Annotated in this window: 17 protein-coding genes; 15 read left to right on the top strand and 2 right to left on the bottom strand. The window is 30.7% G+C overall.

Features of this window, described 5'->3' with window-relative positions; all coding sequences use genetic code 11:
• The 4 genes from AXY43_RS09275 (at position 1) to AXY43_RS09260 (ending at position 7670) form a co-directional block, all read left to right on the top strand.
• Positions 1-4422: a methyl-accepting chemotaxis protein gene (locus AXY43_RS09275; protein ID WP_105411442.1), complete on the top strand. Its 4422-nt coding sequence runs from the start codon at positions 1-3 to the stop codon at positions 4420-4422.
• 47 nt (positions 4423-4469) lie between these two features.
• Complete coding sequence (locus AXY43_RS09270; RefSeq protein ID WP_023973156.1) at positions 4470-5282, top strand: CheR family methyltransferase; 813 nt, start codon at positions 4470-4472, stop codon at positions 5280-5282.
• Positions 5282-6346: a protein-glutamate methylesterase/protein-glutamine glutaminase gene (locus AXY43_RS09265; protein ID WP_105412501.1), complete on the top strand. Its 1065-nt coding sequence runs from the start codon at positions 5282-5284 to the stop codon at positions 6344-6346. The genes AXY43_RS09270 and AXY43_RS09265 overlap by 1 nt, the downstream gene beginning before the upstream one ends.
• Positions 6347-6755: 409 nt before the next feature.
• The gene (locus AXY43_RS09260) at positions 6756-7670 is read left to right on the top strand and encodes an AEC family transporter (protein WP_077869488.1); all 915 of its coding nucleotides are present in this window, start codon (positions 6756-6758) and stop codon (positions 7668-7670) included.
• Positions 7671-7793: 123 nt separating this feature from the next.
• Here AXY43_RS09260 and AXY43_RS09255 read toward each other — a convergent pair whose 3' ends face one another.
• The gene (locus AXY43_RS09255; protein ID WP_023973154.1) at positions 7794-8429 is read right to left on the bottom strand and encodes a VTT domain-containing protein; all 636 of its coding nucleotides are present in this window, start codon (positions 8427-8429) and stop codon (positions 7794-7796) included.
• Positions 8430-8645: 216 nt separating this feature from the next.
• Here AXY43_RS09255 and AXY43_RS09250 point away from each other — a divergent pair, with 216 nt between their 5' ends.
• A complete protein-coding gene (locus AXY43_RS09250) occupies positions 8646-10202 on the top strand; it encodes a bifunctional lysylphosphatidylglycerol flippase/synthetase MprF (protein ID WP_023973153.1) in 1557 nt (518 codons plus the stop codon).
• Positions 10203-10231: 29 nt separating this feature from the next.
• Here AXY43_RS09250 and AXY43_RS09245 read toward each other — a convergent pair whose 3' ends face one another.
• Positions 10232-10783, bottom strand: coding sequence for a helix-turn-helix domain-containing protein (locus tag AXY43_RS09245; RefSeq protein WP_087701091.1), 552 nt, complete (start codon positions 10781-10783; stop codon positions 10232-10234).
• Positions 10784-10903: 120 nt separating this feature from the next.
• Between AXY43_RS09245 and AXY43_RS09240 the strand changes: the two genes are divergently transcribed.
• From AXY43_RS09240 to AXY43_RS09195, 10 genes are all read left to right on the top strand, one after another.
• Entirely contained in the window at positions 10904-11638 is a 735-nt protein-coding gene (locus tag AXY43_RS09240; protein WP_105411441.1) for an AzlC family ABC transporter permease, read from the top strand.
• Positions 11635-11955: an AzlD domain-containing protein gene (locus tag AXY43_RS09235; RefSeq protein ID WP_012060333.1), complete on the top strand. Its 321-nt coding sequence runs from the start codon at positions 11635-11637 to the stop codon at positions 11953-11955. The genes AXY43_RS09240 and AXY43_RS09235 overlap by 4 nt, the downstream gene beginning before the upstream one ends.
• 124 nt (positions 11956-12079) lie before the next feature.
• Positions 12080-13324 carry a sensor histidine kinase gene (locus tag AXY43_RS09230; RefSeq protein WP_241414913.1) on the top strand — a complete coding sequence of 415 codons (1245 nt, stop codon included), beginning with the start codon at positions 12080-12082 and terminating at the stop codon, positions 13322-13324.
• Between the two features lie 27 nt (positions 13325-13351).
• Positions 13352-14242: a response regulator gene (locus tag AXY43_RS09225; protein ID WP_023973149.1), complete on the top strand. Its 891-nt coding sequence runs from the start codon at positions 13352-13354 to the stop codon at positions 14240-14242.
• A gap of 275 nt (positions 14243-14517) precedes the next feature.
• Entirely contained in the window at positions 14518-15240 is a 723-nt protein-coding gene (locus AXY43_RS09220) for an amino acid ABC transporter ATP-binding protein (protein ID WP_012060330.1), read from the top strand.
• A gap of 84 nt (positions 15241-15324) precedes the next feature.
• Complete coding sequence (locus AXY43_RS09215) at positions 15325-16137, top strand: transporter substrate-binding domain-containing protein (protein WP_105411439.1); 813 nt, start codon at positions 15325-15327, stop codon at positions 16135-16137.
• The gene (locus AXY43_RS09210) at positions 16137-16865 is read left to right on the top strand and encodes an amino acid ABC transporter permease (RefSeq protein ID WP_012060328.1); all 729 of its coding nucleotides are present in this window, start codon (positions 16137-16139) and stop codon (positions 16863-16865) included. The genes AXY43_RS09215 and AXY43_RS09210 overlap by 1 nt, the downstream gene beginning before the upstream one ends.
• 2 nt (positions 16866-16867) lie before the next feature.
• Positions 16868-17500, top strand: coding sequence for an amino acid ABC transporter permease (locus AXY43_RS09205; protein ID WP_012060327.1), 633 nt, complete (start codon positions 16868-16870; stop codon positions 17498-17500).
• A gap of 368 nt (positions 17501-17868) precedes the next feature.
• Positions 17869-18540 (top strand): response regulator transcription factor, encoded by a 672-nt coding sequence (locus tag AXY43_RS09200; protein ID WP_012060326.1) that lies wholly within the window; start codon positions 17869-17871, stop codon positions 18538-18540.
• Positions 18537-19550 (top strand): sensor histidine kinase, encoded by a 1014-nt coding sequence (locus AXY43_RS09195; RefSeq protein ID WP_023973147.1) that lies wholly within the window; start codon positions 18537-18539, stop codon positions 19548-19550. The genes AXY43_RS09200 and AXY43_RS09195 overlap by 4 nt, the downstream gene beginning before the upstream one ends.
• Positions 19551-19711: the final 161 nt, after the last annotated feature.

Here is a 19711-nt window from a genome sequence, read left to right as displayed (position 1 = left end):
ATGGGTAGTTTTAAAAGAAATATTGGAATTAAGCTTATGGGAGGTTTAAGAAGTGTAGATAATACAGTTCTTGTATCTAAAAAACTCGATGAGAAATTAAAAGAATTATCAAGTATAAATGAACAAGTTAAAAAAGGAACAATTGATCAATCAGAAGCTGTAAAATCAGTAAATTCTCTTACAAGTGAAATGTCTAAATCTATAAATGGAGTTGTGATAAATGCAGAGCAATTAACGAATGCTGCTCAAAAGTCGCAAAGATCACTTGAAGAAATAGCTGTATCAGTAAAACAGGTCGCAGGTAATAGTGAAAGTGTATCCGGTTCAATTGAAGAAATATCAAATTCAATTGAGGAAATGGGTAAATCAATTAAAGTGGTCGCAGGAAATGCGGAAGAAATGACTGGATCAGCTAAGGAAGTTTCAGAATCAATACAAGAAATGGTGGCATCAATTCAGCAAGTAGCAGGGAATGGAGAGAGCGCATCAAAATCAGTAGAAGAAATCTCTTCTTCAGTAGAGCAAATAGGGAAATCAGTTAAAGGAGTAGCTGGAAATGCAGAAAGTTTAACTTCTTCAGCAAAAGAGGTGACTGTATCAATTCAAGAAGTAGTAGCATCAATTCAGCAAGTAGCAGGAAATAGTGAAAGCACAGCAAGTTCAGTAGAACAAATATCGGCATCTATTGAGGAAATGGGAAAATCAATACAAGGTGTTGCAAAAAATGCAGAGGGATTGAAGGATACTGCTGAAAATGCAGAAGCATCGGTGCAATCAATTGTAGTATCAATTGAAGAAGTGGCAAAAAATAGTGAAAGTACAGCAAGTTCAGTAGAACAAATATCATCATCTATAGAGCAAATGGGAAAATCAATAAAGGGAGTAGCCGGGAATGCCGAAAGTTTGAAAGGTTCTGCAGAAGAATCTACAATGGCGGTTCAAGAAGTAGTAGCATCAATTCAGCAAGTAGCAGGAAATAGTGAAAGTACAGCAAGTTCAGTAGAACAAATATCATCATCAATAGAACAAATGGGAAAATCAATAAAGGGAGTAGCAGGGAATGCCGAAAGTTTAAAAGGATCAGCAGAAGAAGCTACAGAAGCAGTACAAGAAATAGTAGCTTCAATAGAACAGGTAGCTGGAAATAGTGAAAGCACAGCAAAATCAGTAGAAGAAATATCAGTTTCAATAGAACAAATGGGAAAATCAATAAAAGGAGTAGCAGAAAATGCCGAAAGTTTAAAAGGATCAGCAGAAGAGGCTACAGAAGCAGTACAAGAAATGGTAGTTTCTATTCAACAAGTGGCAGGAAATAGCGAAAGTACGGCAAGTTCAGTTGAAGAAATATCATCATCAATTGAAGAAATAGGAGCTTCAATAAAAGGAGTAGCAGGTAATGCAGAAAATTTAAAAGGATCTACAGAAGAATCATCAGTTGCAGTTCAAGAGATGGTAGCATCAATCCAACAAGTAGCAGGAAATAGTGAAAGTACAGCAAGTTCAGTAGAAGAAATATCATCATCAATTGAAGAAATGGGTGTATCAATAAAAGGAGTAGCTACTAATACAGAAAGTTTAAAAGTTTCAACAGATGAATCAGCAGCGGCCATACAAGAAATGGTAGCATCAATCCAGCAAGTAGCAGGAAATAGTGAGAGCACAGCAAGTTCGGTTGAACAAATATCGTCATCAGTAGAACAAATGGGGAAATCAGTTAGGGGAGTAGCAGGAAATGCCGAAAGTTTAAGAGGTTCTGCAAATGAAGCTGCGGCTGCAGTTCAAGAGGTTGTAGTATCTATTCAGCAAGTAGCAGGAAATAGTGAAAGTACTACAAGATCAGTAGAAGAAATATCTGCGTCTATAGAAGAAATGGGAAAATCTATTCAAGGAGTAGCTAGTAATGCTGAAGAACTGCAAAAAGCTTCAAATGAAACTTATAAGACGGTTGAGGACATGGCGGCATCAATAAGTCAAGTGGCTCAAAATGCTCAAAATGTAAATTCATTAAGTGATGTAGTGAAATCAGATGTTAAGGATGGACAAACAGCTGTAGCTAATACATTAGTCGCTATAGGTGAAATATCGGAGGTTATCCATAAAGCAGAAAGTGTAATAACTAACTTAGGAAAGAGTTCTGATAAAATTGGAAGCATTATAGATGTAATAGATGATATAGCAGATCAAACAAATTTACTTGCTTTAAATGCTGCAATTGAAGCTGCAAGAGCAGGAGAACACGGAAAAGGATTTGCGGTAGTAGCTGATGAAGTGAGGAAACTAGCTGAGAGAACTGCTACAGCTACAAAGGAAATATCTGAACTTATAAAAGGAATCCAGGGAGAAACTACCAATGCAATTAAGGCGATAGAAGTTGGCACTGAGAAAGTTGAATATGGATCAAGATTAAGTAATGAAGTTGGGACTGTAATAGAAAAAATAGTTGGTGGAATAGAAAATGTGACTAATGAAATCAAAGAAATAACTTTGGCAACTGACAGTCAAAATAAAGGAAGTAGAGAAATACTCGAATCCATGAGAAATGTTACTAATCAAGCATCTATGGTTACACAAGCTACGAGGGAACAAGCTATAAGTGTAGAAAATGTAATAAAAGGTGTAGCAAATGCAAGAGAACAAGTAGTGCAAATTAATATAGCAATGAATGAACAATCTAAACAAGGACAAAATATTGTTGGAGCTGTCGAAAATGTAACAAATCAAGCCGATGAAGTTGCAATAGCAGTAAAAGAACAAGTTATTGGCATAGATGAAATAATAAAAGGTGTCGAAAATTCAAGAGAACAAGTAAGACAAATAACAGTAGCGGTAAAAGAACAAGCAAGTCAAGGGGGAAATATTAGTAAAGCCATAAATAACGTTGTTAATCAAACAAATGAGGTTACAATAGCAGTAAAGGAACAAGCTGCTGGCGTAGAGGAAGTAATAAAAGGTGTTGTAAATGCTAAGGAACAAGTAAGGCAAATAACAGTAGCAGTGAAAGAACAGGCAAAACAAGGAAAAAATATCGCTTTGTCTATAGAAAATGTTGTTAATCAAACAAATGAGGTCGCAGTAGCAGTAAAAGAGCAAGCAGCGGGAATTGATGAAGTAATAAAAGGTGTGGCGAATGCAAGAGAGCAGGTAAGACAAATAACAGTAGCAGTAAAAGAACAGGCAAAACAGGGACAAGATATTGTTGGATCTGTAGAAAATGTAACAAATCAAGCAGCACAGGTGACTACGGCTGTTAAAGAACAAGCAAATGGAGTAGATGAAGTAATTAAAGGCGTTGTAAATGCAAGAGAACAAGTAAGACAAGTAACGCTTGCGGTAAAAGAACAAGCAAAACAAGGTGGAGATATTGTAGCAGCGGTAGAAAATGTGACAGATCAAGCAGCTCAAATAGCTGTAGTAACTAATGAACAAACAATAGGCGTAGAAGAAATAGTTAAAGGAATAGTAAATGCAAGAGAGCAAGTAAGACAAATTACTGTGGCAGTAAAAGAACAAGCAAAGCAAGGGCAAAATATTGTTTCTTCTGTAGAAAATGTAACAAATCAAGCAACACAAGTGACTACGGCTGTAAAAGAACAAGCCAGTGGAGTAGATGAAATTATTCAAGGGGTAGTAAATGCAAGAGAACAAATTAAGCAAATAACTGATGCAATGATATCACAGACAATACAAGGAAAATCAATGACTAAGATAGTTGGAGAGGTTACAAGTCAAACTGCAGAAGTAACACAAGCTATGAAAGAGCAAGCAGGTGGAGTTGCTGAAATAGTAAAAGGAATAGAAAATGCCAGAGAACAAGTAAGACAAATAACAGTAGCAGTGAAAGAACAAGCAGAACAAGGGAAAGACATTGTGGTTTCTGTAGAAAACGTAGCAGAACAATCAGAGCAAGTGACAAGAGCAGTAAAAGAACAAGCTATAGGAGTTGAAGAAGTAGTTAAGGGAATAACTAATTCTAGAGAACAAGTAAGACAAATAGCTGTAGCAGTGAAAGAGCAGGCAAGGCAAGGAAAGAATATTGTAAATTCAGCAGAAAATGTTACAAAAGTGTCACAACAAGTTACAGAGGTATCTAAAGAGCAGGCATCAGGAGTAGAAAATATTATAAAAGGTGTAAGATGTTCTAGGGAAGATATGAAGCAGATAACTTGGGCCATGAATGAACAAACAAAATCTACTGATAGAATCACAGATAACTTTAAGAATGTTACGGAACAAGCAAATGAAGTAACAATAGCTACTAAGGTACAGGCAAGAGAAGTTGAAGAGCTTAGAAAACATATTGAAGATATAAATAATGTAGTTAACTTAAATGTAAGGGATGTTCAAAAAACTTCAAGTATTACTAGAGAACTTTCTGAGTATACATTAGAAATAAAAAAATCATTAGAGGAGTTAGTTGAATAATTTGAGAATAAATTGTGGTTTTAAATATAAGGAGGAAATTTTAAATTATGAGTATTATGGCATTAGAACAATTGGCGAGTTATATATATGAATTCTGTGGCATTGACTACTCCAAAAATCTTCCTTCACTTGAAAGTAAGATAACCTATAGAATTAAAGAACTTGGACTGAATATTTGGGAATATTGCGGATACGTTAAAATAGAAGAAAAAGAAAGAGATACATTAATTGAACTAATAACAGTAAATGAAACTTATTTCTTTAGAGAAGAAAATCTATTAAGAGAATTGCAAACTAATATTTTACCCAAATTTGAAGACTATTCAAAGGAAAAAACTTTTAGAATCTGGTGTGCGGCATGTTCAAGTGGGGAAGAACCATATACATTAGCAATGTTAATAAAAGAAACAATGCTTTTTGAAAAAAGTTCTGTTGAAATAATAGCCTCAGATATTAATAAAAAAGTATTAGATAAAGCTGAGAAGGGAGTATACAGTAGCAAATCTTTGTCCTTTAGGAAGATGCCTTATGGAATGTTAGATAAATATTTTGATAAAATTGAAGATGACTACAAGGTTAAGGATGAAATAAGAAAACTTGTAAAGTTTAAGAATTTAAATATGTTTGATAAAAATATCGAACAAGAAGTTGGAAGAGTTGATATAATACTCTGCAGGAATGTTTTGATATATTTTGATACAGAATTTACTAAAAAAGCTGCTCTTTCGTTTTACAATATTCTTAATGAAACAGGATATTTATTTTTAGGCCATGCAGAAACAGTTACTAATGTCAATCCAGGCTTTGATACTGTTTATACTCCATCGATCTTTTATTATAAGAAGGGAGAGAAAGCATGATGAAACAATATGGTGTTTTAGTTGTAGATGATTCTTCCTTTATGAGGAGATGTATAAGCCTTATTATAGAAAAAGATCCTCAATTTTTTATAATAGGAATCGCGAGAAATGGATTGGACGCAATAGAAAAGATACAAAGATTAAAACCTGATATAGTAACATTGGATGTAGAAATGCCAGAAATGGATGGAATAAGTGCCCTAAAAGAAATTATGAAAACTTGCCCTGTACCAGTTGTGATGCTGAGTAATCATACGGAAGATGGTACTAGGACAGCACTAAAGGCTTTAGAGCTCGGAGCAATCGATATTTTCTTAAAAGGTTCATTAGTAGGGGAGAACATAAAAGAGGAAACAATAAATGATTTTCTTAGTAAACTAAAAGTAATTGCAGACAGTAGTAAGGTACAAAAGAATAAAGAAGATAGTAATGCAGATTTAGAAAATATTAAATATGATAAACAGCAGATTAATTGTGGTGAAAAATTCATGAAGAGGGAGCTGCTTATTATTGGGTGCTCAACAGGAGGACCATCCGCACTTCAATCAATATTGCCAAGATTTCCAAAGGATTTATGCAGGCCAGTTATTGTAATCCAGCATATGCCTCCAGGATTTACTGGACCGCTAGCTGAAAGATTTGATACCATATGTAATCTACATGTTAAAGAAGTAGAGAATGGAGATATACTTGAGCGAGGAAAAATATATATAGCACCAGCGGGATTTCAAACACTATTAGAAAAAAGCCAGGATAATAGCATAGTTTTTAAAGTTGAGGATATGAAAAATGTAGACAGCCTATACAAGCCATCAATTAATGTTACTTTAAATTCGGCAGCGCCTATTTTTAAAGATAAGCTAGTCTCTGTAATTTTAACGGGAATGGGTAATGACGGGTTAGCAGGCTGCCAGAATGTAAAAAATAATAATGGATATGTTATAGTTGAGGCAGAAGAATCCTGTATAGTTTATGGCATGCCTAAAGTAGTGTTTGAAGCAGGTCTTGCAGATAGTCAGGTAGCACTAAGCGACATGTTTGAGACAATAATGTTAAACTTATAAATTTAGTTTAGATACATGAAAATAAATATCAAGTCCAATGTTGTCATGAATATTTTTCATTAGATACGGAGAGAAATTGACCTTATAGCGTGCATATTAGGTCAAATTACCGACGAATGATGATGGAAAATAGGTTGGTAAATGGACTTGTTATTTTTTGAATGTGAGTTACTTATTTAATGAAGTAACTTATAGCTTAATATAGAATTAAAGCAAATTTAAATGTTAATAAGCTAGTAATATATATGGCTAGCTTGCTAATATTTAAATTTATTGCTTTTAGACTTGTATATTAAAATAGGTAATTGATATAATGATTTATCAGAAGGAAAGAGTTAGTTTATAATGAATTATCATGTAAAGCACTCATATATTTAAAGTCATTTTTAGAACGGAAGGATAAAGTATTATGGAGATTATTTTTACAATAGTTGGACAAGTAAGTATCATGTACATATTAATGGCAATTGGCTTTATAGTCTACCGCAAAAAATTAATTAATGAAGATGGAGCTAAACAAATATCTAATCTTTTAGTTTGGGTTATCAATCCAATGATTATGTTAACACGCTATCAAATGGAATTTTCTATAGATAAGTTAAAGGAGCTAGGAATTTCTTTTTTTATTTCGTTATGTGCAATGTTAATAGGCTTTTTTGTGGGTAAAATTGTCTTTAAGAAAGATCAGAGAATAGATAAATTTGCAATCGGATTTGCAAATGCGGGATTTATTGGAATCCCACTAGTTACTAGCATAATGGGGATAGAAAAGGTGTTTTTTTTATCAGCATACCTAGTTTGTTTTAATATACTGAGTTACACTTATGGAATATATACAGTATCAAATAATAAAAGTTTAATTACCTTAAAAAGTGTTTTATTTAATCCTGGAATAATAGCTGTGGCATTTGGATTGCTTGTTTTTATTTCACCCGTAAAGCTGCCAAAGCTTTTTTATGATGCGTTTAACTTAGTTGGACAAACCAATACGCCTATTGCTATGATTTTACTTGGTACGTATATTGCTAAGTCAAAACTAATTACATTATTTAATGATAAGCATGCTTACTTTGTAGCATTTATAAAACTTATCGTTATTCCAGTTATAATAATGATATTATTTAAATTTTTACCACCGTATTTAATAGAAATAAAAAAAGTTGTATTAATAGCTATGGCTACGCCAGTAGGTCTAACAGTACCAATGTTTTCTCAGATGTATGGAGGAGATTATGAGTATGGAGCTAAATTGGTTGGCCTAAGCACATTGCTATCACTGATTACTATACCAATAATTTTGTATCTGGCAAATGTTATTTGGTAATTGGAAATCTAATTAAGAATATTAGATTGTAGGCCGTTCTTTTATTATTTATAAAGCTATGTATTATAAAGAATTTTAATAAGAACACTGGAAGAAAGTGGCTATAAGCTTTTATGTTTATAGCTATTTTCTTTTAATATTCTTTAAAAGTGCAGCAATTAAGCTGGGGGATACAGAAATGAAAATTATAAGCAATATGACAAGTTCGAAATTATTTGAAACGAAAGGTATATTTCCAAAAAGATAGCCACCAATTATAAATAAAACTACCCAAGGTATGCCTCCAAGCATGTTATATGATATAAAGCTTATAAACTTAACATTTGCTGTTCCGGCAAGAAATGGAATAAAGGTACGTATTATCGGAATAAATTTAGCGATAATTATTGTTTTTCCACCATGAGTGTTATAAAAATTTTGTGCTCTAGTTATATGTTTCTTATTAAAAATTATAGAATTATTACTTTTGAAAATTTTAATGCCGAACTTTTTGCCAATATAATAATTTACACATTCACCGATTATGTTCGCAATAGTTAATAATAACGTTATTTTTAAAATATCTAATAGTCCTTTTGAAGCTAATGTTCCAGCAACGAATAATAATGATTCCTCAGGGAGAAATGGCGCCATAAAAAGACCAGTTTCACAAAATACAATGGTAAATAGAAATAGGTAAGTGTAATCATTATAATTTGTTACGAAATTCGTGAGAAAAGTGTCAAGGGATAACGAAAGATTTAAACAATACAAAAACATTGCAAACTCCTTTATATTTACTTTGTTAATTTAATTAAATAAAAAGCGTATATAATTGGTATAAAAATAGAATTATAATTTATATTGTCATTATATAGTATTATACAATATAATATAAACTATATAATACAACATGTCCATATGCTAGCATTCATATTATTTTGAAAAATAATTAATGCAGATAATATATTTTATAAAAAGATACTTGGAGGAAACATGAAATATAAAAAATACCATATTCTTTCTGTTATTTCATTAATGATTATTTTGACCATTAGTGAAATATGTGATTTACTAGGCTATATTAATGATCATGGCAGATCATCAAAAATTAGTTATATATATATAATTAATTTAGTTTTATTGATAATTTCGTTTGGGTTTCTTATAAAGGGATTGCTTCAACGGTTTAGATGGGCATTGATAGTTAATATAATAATTTTATCGCTGCTGGTAGTAGCAAATCTTATGGGAGATACATACTTTGAATTCGACATATTTTTACTAAGCTATATATTATTATCTTTAATAATCCAGCGCAAATGGTTTAAAGCAAAATCTCACTTTATAAGATTGAAAATAGGGATTGGCCTAGCCTGTTTTTTGTTTGCTGTCAATATTATATTAAATGTGATTTTTATAAGTAGATTTAATGATATAAATATGCTTATAAATTTATGTTTATTTCTGATAATTATAAAGTTAACATTAAAGCCAAAGAACCTGAGAATAGAGCATACATATGAGGATAAATTAAAGGTTCAAGACTTATTAAGGAAATTTTCAACAAATCCCGTATCGGCAATAATTTTGGAAGATGATAAGCAATATTTTTTTCCTAGATTCTGTGAAGGTGTTATCGGATATACTGTAGTTAATAATATAGCAATTGTAGCAGGGGAACCGATATGTAGTGATAAAGAAATTGAGAATATTTTATCAGAATTCAAGAATTTTTGTTCAGATAATTCACTGTCAATTTGTTTTTGTCAAGTTTCTAAAAAGTGCATAAAGGCTCTGAAGAATGCTGGTTTTATTGTGCAAGAATATGGGAAAGAAGCTATTATCTACTTGGATACATATACGATAAGTGGTTCTAAAACTTCAAAAATTAGATGGGCAAATAATAAAATGGACAAACTAGGCGTTAAAACAACGGAATATAAGCCGCTTATTGAACGAAATCATCAAATTGAGGAACAAATAATGGATATTTCTAATGAATGGCTAGCTATGAAAAAAAGTGGGGAACTTTCATTTATGTTAGGAACTGTATCGTTTGATGAACCATTTGATAGAAGGTATTTTATAGCGTCTAATCAAGAAGGGGACATATTAGGTTTTGTAGTGTGTTTTCCATATGAGTCAAATAGAGGGTATTTTGTTGATATAACAAGAAGGAGTAAGGATGCTCCACTTGGGATTATGGAGAAGTTAACTATAGATATGTGCAAAATTTTAAAAGAAGATGAGGTTAAAGAAGTTAGTTTAGGATTAGCGCCTCTTGCAGATATTCAGGGGAATAGTTGTGTGGAGGGGATAATTATACATAAGATTTTTAAATTTATGTATAAATATATGAATTCCTTTTATGGATTTAAGGCATTATATGATTATAAGAAGAAATATAATCCATCGGCTTGGGATTCAAAATTTATAGCATTTTCATCTGAAGCATCTATTATATCAATAGGGTATGCTATGATAAAGGCTAAGCATCCACAGGGGGTAAGAAAACTTATATTTGACAGGTTACTGACATTTATTAAATAAGTAGTATTAGGTATTTTTATAATTAATAACTATATTAAATAGTTATTAATTATAGTCATTCGTATAGTAGTGCTGTACAGATTTATATATGAATGTGGCTTGGATGAATCAAACACTATGGAATCACCAGGAGTTAGGATATAAGTTATATTATCCACATTTAAAGATAACTCACCATCATAAACTATTATATATTCTTGAGTCTTTTCGCCATGGGAATTGGATTCATATGTGCTATTGCCATCTAGTTCTACAGTAAAAAGTTCAAAATTCCTATTTGAATTGCTTGCAAAATAGCAATAAACTCTATATTTATTATCAGGAGATTCTTGGTGCTTAGAATCTTCTTTTTTTATTAAAATATCATTTTTTATTGGCTCATCAATAAGGGATGTATATGGAACCCTAAGTCCACCAGCAATCTTCCATATTGTATTAATAGTTGGATTAGATTCACCACGTTCGATTTGCCCTAGCATTACTTTACTGACACCACAAATATCAGAAAGTTTGCTTAAGCTTAATTGTCTTTCATTTCTTAATCTTTTCAAATTCCCAGCAATAATATTATTTAAATTCATATTTTCACTCCTTGACAAATATAAAGTACAAATGTAAGATATAGCATAATATAAAGTATAACGTACAATGTATATAATATATATTACGGTTTTATACAAAAAGTATCAAGGGGGCATTTTATGGAATTGGGGAAAATACCAAATGATTCTTTAGAAATAAAGAATAAAAACAACTCGTATTATTTTATTCAGGGAGTGAAAGACTGTATTCCAACTATATTTGGGTACATAAGTTTAGGGCTTGCATGTGGAATTTTGAGTAAATCTTGTGGTTTGACAGTTTGGGAAGCAATGGGGATGAGTGCTTTTATATATGGAGGATCATCGCAATTTATAGCTTCGAGTATGATTTTATCATCCTCACCAATACCTAGTATAATATTTACTATTTTCTTTGTTAACTTTAGACATTTGTTTATGAGTGCGTCAGTAGCTCCATATTTCAAAGAAAATTCAGTCTTAAAAAACTTTTTTATAGGGATGCTTTTAACAGATGAAACTTTTGTAGTTGCATCAGCAGAGGGGTTGAGGAATAAGAAAATTAATAATTTATGGATTACGGGTTTAAACATTACTGCATATATAAATTGGATTCTTGCAACAGGAATTGGCGTTCTTATTGGCGGTTTTATTCCAGATTATAAGGCTTTAGGGTTAGACTTTGCATTAACAGCCATGTTTATAGGATTGCTAATTTCATCTGTAAAAGGAAATGTAAAGATAAGAAAAGCTTTAATAATTATTATTGTATCTTCCATAGTGTTAATAGTAAGTGCAATATATGTATCTACTAGTATTGGCATTATTATATCAGCAATTGCTGGTGCTTTAATTGGGGTGGTGATTAAAGAATGAATTCTTATGTATGGAGTGTTATCATAGGTGGTTGTATTGTAACTATGTTGCCGAGAGTTTTACCAATAACTATATTATCAAAGATAAAATTAAATAAGAAAGTGGAAGAGTTTTTGACATATATACCTATATCTATACTAGCTTCATTAATAGTGGCAGAACTTTTTATTACCGATAATAAATTTTTACTTCAAGGAAAATCTCCAGAATTGCTTGCTACAATACCAACAATACTGATTGCTCTTAAGAAAAATAATTTATTATTAACAGTATTAACAGGAGTTATTTCAATAGCAATTTTAAGATTAATATTTTAATTCGTAAAAACTTGAATTGACTTGATGATAATCTAAGCGTATTATTTTCTATAAATAAATTATAGAACAATAATGGATTTTCTTATATGGTGAAGGAACAAATATAATGATGTATAAAATTAAAATGACAGAGAGAACTAAGATTTGTTTAAAGAATAGTGTATTATTTTCTGTTTTGATAAGTATTTTTGCGCAAATATATATTTATCCATTTAATAGCAGGTTTGTTTTGGGAGTTGGAGTCATTGTAATTGGGCTTATATTTTCTACATCGGAAAATATATATCCTGTTTTAATTGGAATAATCGCAGGAACTATAACTGCCTCTATTCGTAGCATTGGATTATTAATGTCATCTTCTAACTATTCAAATGATATTATAATGCAGTTTATGCCGGCAGCTATTTTTTATATTATTTATGGTATTTTAGGAACTATATTTCCACTAACTAGGAGGAATAAGTCTATAATACATTTATACTTGTCATTAATAAGCTTTGATATAATATGCAACACAGCAGAAATACTTGTTAGAAATATGTTTTCTATATCAACTATAAAAGTTATTATAGTAACAGCACTTGTTAGAGCATTTATACAATGTTCAGCTTTTTTAATATATAAATATCAAAAATTATATATTAAGACACTAGAGCATCAAAAACGTTATGCTGAATTAAATTTAATGGTGTCAAAAATATATGCGGAGGCTTTTTATTTACAAAAATCAACAAATGATTTAAATACTATAATGAGGGAAGCTTACAATTTGTATGAAATGAATAAGGATAAAGAAGAATTTTCAGTTAAGGCGTTATCACTTGCACAAAATGCTCATGAAATCCGTAAAAATAATGACCGGGTTCTTAGAGGAATCAATCAATTAGTACAAAATGTTGAGAAGGCGGAGTACATGTCTATGTCAGAGATTTTCTGCATAATATCTGATAATACAAAAAGACAAATAGATAATGTAAATTCTAATATATTTATAAAATTCAAGCTAGAAGAAGATTATTCGATAAAAAGATATTATGATATATTTGCTATTCTAAATAATTTAATTATTAACGCAATTGAGGCATGCAGTGGCGATAATATGATAAATGTTATTGGGGAAATTTCGCAAAAAGAATTACTACTTGATGTTTCAGATAATGGGACAGGTATTGATAAAGATGTACTTCCGTATATATTTAATATAGGATTTTCAACAAAATTCAATGAGGAGACAGGGGCGATGTCTACGGGGATTGGGTTATGTCATGTAAAAAATCTTTTAGAGAATTTGGGAGGAAGTATAGAAGTTGAAAGTGATATTGATAGGGGCACTAAGTTTTTAGTGAAAATACCGTTATCTAGTATATAAATTATTTTCATAATAAGGGGGCTATTTATGGAAACAACGTTTGTTATTATTGATGATGATATGGCAGTATGTAAAATATTAGAGCAAGCAATTAAAAAAAATAACTTTGGAAAAGTATTATCCATTTTAACGACAGGAAAAGATGCCAAAGATCAAATAATGAAATTAAAACCTGATATCGTATTAATTGATTTGCTACTACCAGAAGTAGATGGAATTGAAATTGTGAAAAGGACATTTAACAGTGGATATACTGGTAAGATCATAATGTTATCCCAGGTTGAAGAAGGAAAAATGATTTCAAATGCTTACAAAAGCGGAATACTTTTCTATATTAACAAGCCAATTAATATGATTGAAACAATTAGCATTATTAATAATGCTAAAAAACAGATTGAATTAGAAAAATCTATATCAATGATTAAAAGTGTAGTTTTTGAGGGCAATATTGAGAAAGATAAAAAAGTTGAGAATGAAGCGGAAATTTATTCTCAGGAAGAAAAGCTATTGCGCATATTTTCTGATATTAACATTATTGGCACCGCAGGAATAGAAGAATTAAAACTCGTAATACTGAATATCATTAATAAAAAGAAAATGAATCCATCTAAACCTTATCAGCTAAAAGAGATTTATATGGATGTGGCACGAGTTCTATATGGAGATTCATTAGCAGCTATTAATTGCAGATCTATGGAGCAACGTATAAGAAGAACTATTATGAAGGCTATGGATTCAATAGCTAGTTTGGGAAGTGAAGATAGCGATAATAGCATATATAGAGAATATTCAGCATCACTTTTTGAGATAAAGCAGGTTAAACAGGAAATCAAGCATTTAAAAAATCCAATATACAGTCAAGGAAAAATAAATACAAAAAAATTTATTGAGGGTATATTAATAAAAATTCTAGGTTAACACATATATAAACTACAGAAAACTACAGAAAACACAGTATGTTAAAATTCATTGACTAGTGAAATGGAAAAATATATAATTTAATAAAGATTTAAAAAAGCAATGGAGCTTTGGTATATATGCCAGGGCTCCTTTTTGTATTTTAAAATTTACAGAGTCGAAATTACTATTGAAATAGAAATATTAGATAAACATAATCATCGAAAAAAATTAATAAAGCAAAAGTTGATTGATTTCTATTGAGTTAATATTGTGCCAAAATAGGGGGAGAATAAATGATTAAATTAGAGAATATAGTCAAGAACTTTGGAGATACTCATGTTTTGAAAAATGTGAATTTAAATATAAATGAAGGTGAAAAATTGGTCGTAATAGGGCCGAGTGGATCGGGAAAATCTACTTTGATTAGATGTATGAATTATCTTGAGGAGCCGACATCTGGGAAAGTAGTCATAGACGAATATGATTTAAGTCTGAAAAAAGATTTAGCTAAAGTTAGACAATCTACTGCAATGGTTTTTCAACAATTTAACTTATATCCGCATATGACAGTGCTTGAGAATCTTACTTTAGCACCAATAAAACTTCAAAAGGTAAGTAAAAAAGAAGCAGAGGAATCTGGATTGAAGTATTTAGAAAAAGTGGGATTAAAGGAAAAGGCCGATGCTTACCCAAATCAATTATCAGGAGGACAACAGCAAAGGGTAGCGATAGCAAGAGCACTTAATATGCATCCTAAAATAATGTTATTTGACGAACCAACATCGGCGTTAGATCCTGAAATGATACAAGAGGTATTGGATGTACTAATAGGATTATCTAAGGAAAATATAACAATGGTTGTAGTAACTCATGAAATGGGTTTTGCAAAGCAAGTTGCGGATAGAATTGTATTCATGGATGGAGGACAGATTATTGAAGAGGCTCATCCGGAAGAATTTTTTTCAAATCCTAAGAATGATAGGGCTAAAGCGTTCTTAAATAAAATTATAAGATAAGAAACATAATTCACAGTGTATAACGCATAATTAATGAAAAACTTCTACGAAGTTTTAAAAAAATTTAAATAGGGGGATAAATATATGAAATTGAGAAAATTATTTTTAGCGTTAGGATTAGGTGTATGTATGATGATGGCTGGATGTAGCTCATCAACACCAACAAATACAGGAGGAAATACTGCGGAAGCAAAAGAAATACAAGCAATAAAAGATAGAGGCGTATTAAAGGTTGGGGTAAAAGTTGATGTACCTAAATATGGTTACAAAAATCCACAGACAGGTGAAATGGAAGGTTTAGAAATTGATTTATCAAAAGCAATAGCGAAAAAAATATTAGGAGATGAAAGTAAAGTTGAATTTCAAGGGGTTACAGCTAAAACAAGAGGACCACTTCTTGATAATGGAGAAATAGATATGGTTGCTGCTACATTTACTATAACTGATGAAAGAAAAAAGAGTTATAATTTTTCAGATCCATATATAAAGGATGGCGTTGGATTACTTGTTAAGAAAAGCCTTGGTGCGTCTTCACTTAAAGATTTAGATGGAAAGACTATTGGAGTTACTCAAAGTGCTACAACTAAAACTGCGCTTCAAAAAGAAGCAGAAAAGGAAGGAATAACTCTTAAGTTTTCTGAGCTTGGTGGATATCCTGAACTTAAGGCAGCATTAGATTCAGGCAGAATAGATTGTTTTGCAGTTGATGCATCTATTTTGAATGGTTATGTTGATGATTCAACAGTAATATTAAATGATAGATATGATCCTCAAGAATATGGTATTGCAACTAAAAAAGATAATACTGAACTTGCGAAGGAAGTAAATGAAGTTATAAATGATATGAAGAGTTCAGGTGAAATAGATAAATTAATTGCAAAGTGGGATATTAAGTAATGAACGGACCTTTTGCAATATTTAAGTGGGAAGCACTTTTTAAAGATTTTAATATATTTCTTGAGGGATTCTTAACAACACTTGAAGTATCAATACTAGGGCTTATACTTGCCTTAATGCTTGGAATTATTTTTGGAGTACTTTCTACAAGCAAAATAAAAATTTTTAAGGTAATAAATAGAATATATGTAGAGGTGATTCAGAATACACCTCTTGTAATTCAGGTATTCTTTCTATTTAATGGATTACCATATATAAAGGTGGTATTACCGGTGTTTTTAATTGGAATACTTGGAGTAGGTGTATACCATGGAGCATATATATCAGAAGTTGTGAGAACTGGTATAACATCAATACCAAAAGGACAATTTGAGGCTGCAAAATCTCAAGGATTTTCTCATACTCAAACTATGAGGTATATAATATTACCTCAAACTGTAAAGATTATAATACCACCACTTGCGAATCAACTGGTAAATCTAATAAAGAATACTTCAGTATTAGCTATGATTGCAGGTGGAGATCTAATGTATACAGCTGACTCTTGGTCAAGTGCCAATATGTACTATGGACCAGCGTATGTTATAACTGGAGCATTATATTTTATAATGTGTTATCCATTAGCAATGATTTCAAGAAAGCTTGAACTTAGAGAGAAAAAGAAAGCATTAGTTGATATTGAAGATTCTATAACAGAACAATCCGTTGCAACAGAGGGAGGGCTATAATAATGTCAAGTGTATTTAATCAAGCAAATATGATGTTTCTTTTACAAGGAATGAAATTAACCCTAATTATAGCCATTATATCAATTGTATTGAGTATGTTTTTTGGAATAATTCTTGCCATATCAAGAAATTTCTCTAAGGGAATTATGGGGAGAATTGCAACAATATATATAGAGACATTTAGAAATACGCCTAATTTACTATGGATATTATCTATTAGGTTTTTGGTTCCAATAAAACCGATGTATTCAGGAATCTTATCTTTTACTTTATTTACTTCGGCGGTTATGGCAGAAATATTTAGAGGAGGAATGAATTCTGTAAGTAGAGGTCAATATGAGGCAGCATATTCTCAAGGTTTTACGAAGTTCCAAACATTAAGATATATAATACTACCTCAAAGCTTTAGGCGCTGCATTCCAACAGTTCTATCCCAATCAATTACGGTAATAAAAGATACATCTTTTCTATGGGCTGTTGGTATAGAAGAATTTACAGGAAAAGGTATGATTCTTATGGGAAGTTTTGTTTCATCATCTCAGATATTTTTATTGTTTGGAGCTATAGCTGCAACATATTTCATAATAAATTTTACAATATCGTGTTGCGTTAGAACAATTAAAACAGAGTACTAGATATAACCTAATTAATAGATTTGCAAATGTCTAACTTTAAATCTAGATTTATGAGTTCTAGTGAAGATATGAACTTAAAACTTTAGAAAATTTGCAAGTATTTTTTCTGATAAGTCAAAACCTTAAATTGAATAGAGATATAATTTTAGAGAATAATTTAAATTAGTCATTTAAATTATTCTCTTCTATTATTTGTATGCAAATAATGAAAACTATACTAAATAAATTAGTGCTTAGTATACATTTTTGTTATTAGGAATTTTATGCTAGAATTAGAAATAACTAAAATAAGATCTGATAATAAATTAAAGGTATTTTACAGATTATATTTAATTAACGATGAAGCAATAATTTTAAGGAGGATGTATATGCCTAAAATCATGATAATAGAAGATAATGAGAATATAAAAAAAGAGCTTGTAGAGTTTTTAAAAAGATATGGTTATGAAGCTTATGCACCAGCTAATTTTGAAAATATAGTAAAAGTAGCACTAAAGGATGAACCGGATTTAATTCTGTTAGATATAAATCTTCCATATTATGATGGCTATTATATCTGTAAGGAAATAAGGAAAGAAAAGAATATACCTATAATAATAGTAACTAGCAGAGATAGCGAGATGGATGAGATTATGAGTATGAATCTTGGGGCGGATGATTTTGTAACAAAGCCTTATAATACGCAAATACTTCTTGCAAGGATAACTGCTGTATTAAGAAGAACTCTAGGGAATAATTCAATTTCTGAGATAGTTGAACACAATGGTTTAAAGTTAAATGTCTCTAATGGAAGCGTGATATTTGGAGATGAAAAGATTGATCTTACTAAGAATGAATTTAGGATATTACTTTGCCTTATGAAAAATAAAGAGTGCATAGTTAGCAGAGAAGATCTAATGGATTATTTGTGGAATTCGGATCTTTATATTGACGATAATACTTTGTCGGTGAATGTTACTAGATTAAGAAAAAAACTTCAGGAAATTGGATTTAAAGATGGAATAGAGACTAAGAGAGGAATTGGTTATATATTACTATGAATATAAAGGAATATTCTATTTCAAAGCTGCCATACATAATAATTAATCTAATAATATACTCTTTATTTGCAGCTATAATGAGCATAGCTAAAACACCAGTTGTAATACTATTTGTAGTTTTTATTATTTGGTTTTTACCACTATCAATATATATAATCATTGAGTTTATAGCGAAAAAAAAATTCTATGATGATATTGTGGGAGTTAGTGGCAAATTAGATAAAAAGTATTTATTACCTGAAGTAATAAAAAGTCCAAATTATTATGAAGGAAAAGTTATTTATGAAGTGTTAAGCGATAGTAATAGGGATATGCATGAGCATGTTAACTTCTATAAAAATCTTCAAAAGGAGTATAGAGAGTACATAGAAACTTGGGTTCATGAGGTAAAAACACCAATATCATCTGCACGATTAATTGTAGAAAACAGCAATATTAATGAAAAGAAACCATTGGAAGATGAACTTAAGAAAATTGAAGAATATATAAATCAGGCTCTTTATTACTCGAGAAGTACAGATGTTAAGAATGATTATATTGTTAAAGAATTTGAAATAAAGAACATAATTCAGGAGGTTATTAGAAACAACAGGCGTGATTTTATTAGCAAAAAGATTTCAGTAAGTATTGATAATATTTATGGGGCAGTGGTTACGGATCCAAAGTGGGTAAAGTTTATTATAAATCAGATTATTATCAATTCAATAAAATATAGTAAAGATAAAAATGGAGAAGTGGAAATTTACACAAGTAAAGGTAAAGAGAATATAATATTAACTATTGAAGATAATGGTATAGGTATTTCAAAAAATGATTTAAATAGAGTCTTTGATAAAGGTTTTACAGGGGAAAATGGAAGAGTATATGGAAAGTCCACAGGAATAGGATTGTATTTATGTAAAAAGCTATGTGAAAAGCTAGGACTCGGGATAACTTTAGATTCAATAGCTGGCAAAGGAACTAAAGTTAACATAATATTCCCTATTGGAGGGTTTATGAGTTTTAAGTAAGACATGTGAAAGAAAATAATGATTCCAAAATGTCATAATTATTTTTCAGTAGGTAAATTGCCAGAGTAGTCTAATATAGGTTTATCAGAATTTTATGTATTTCTAAATTATATAAGACAGAAAGTCTAGGAGATTGGTTCCTAGGCTATTTTTGATAGTAG

The sequence above is a fragment of the Clostridium sp. MF28 genome (genome assembly GCF_002969175.1).
GTDB classification, from domain to species: domain Bacteria; phylum Bacillota; class Clostridia; order Clostridiales; family Clostridiaceae; genus Clostridium; species Clostridium beijerinckii.
Note: the sequence above shows the minus strand (reverse complement) of the source record. Positions and strands in the feature narration are given on the sequence as shown.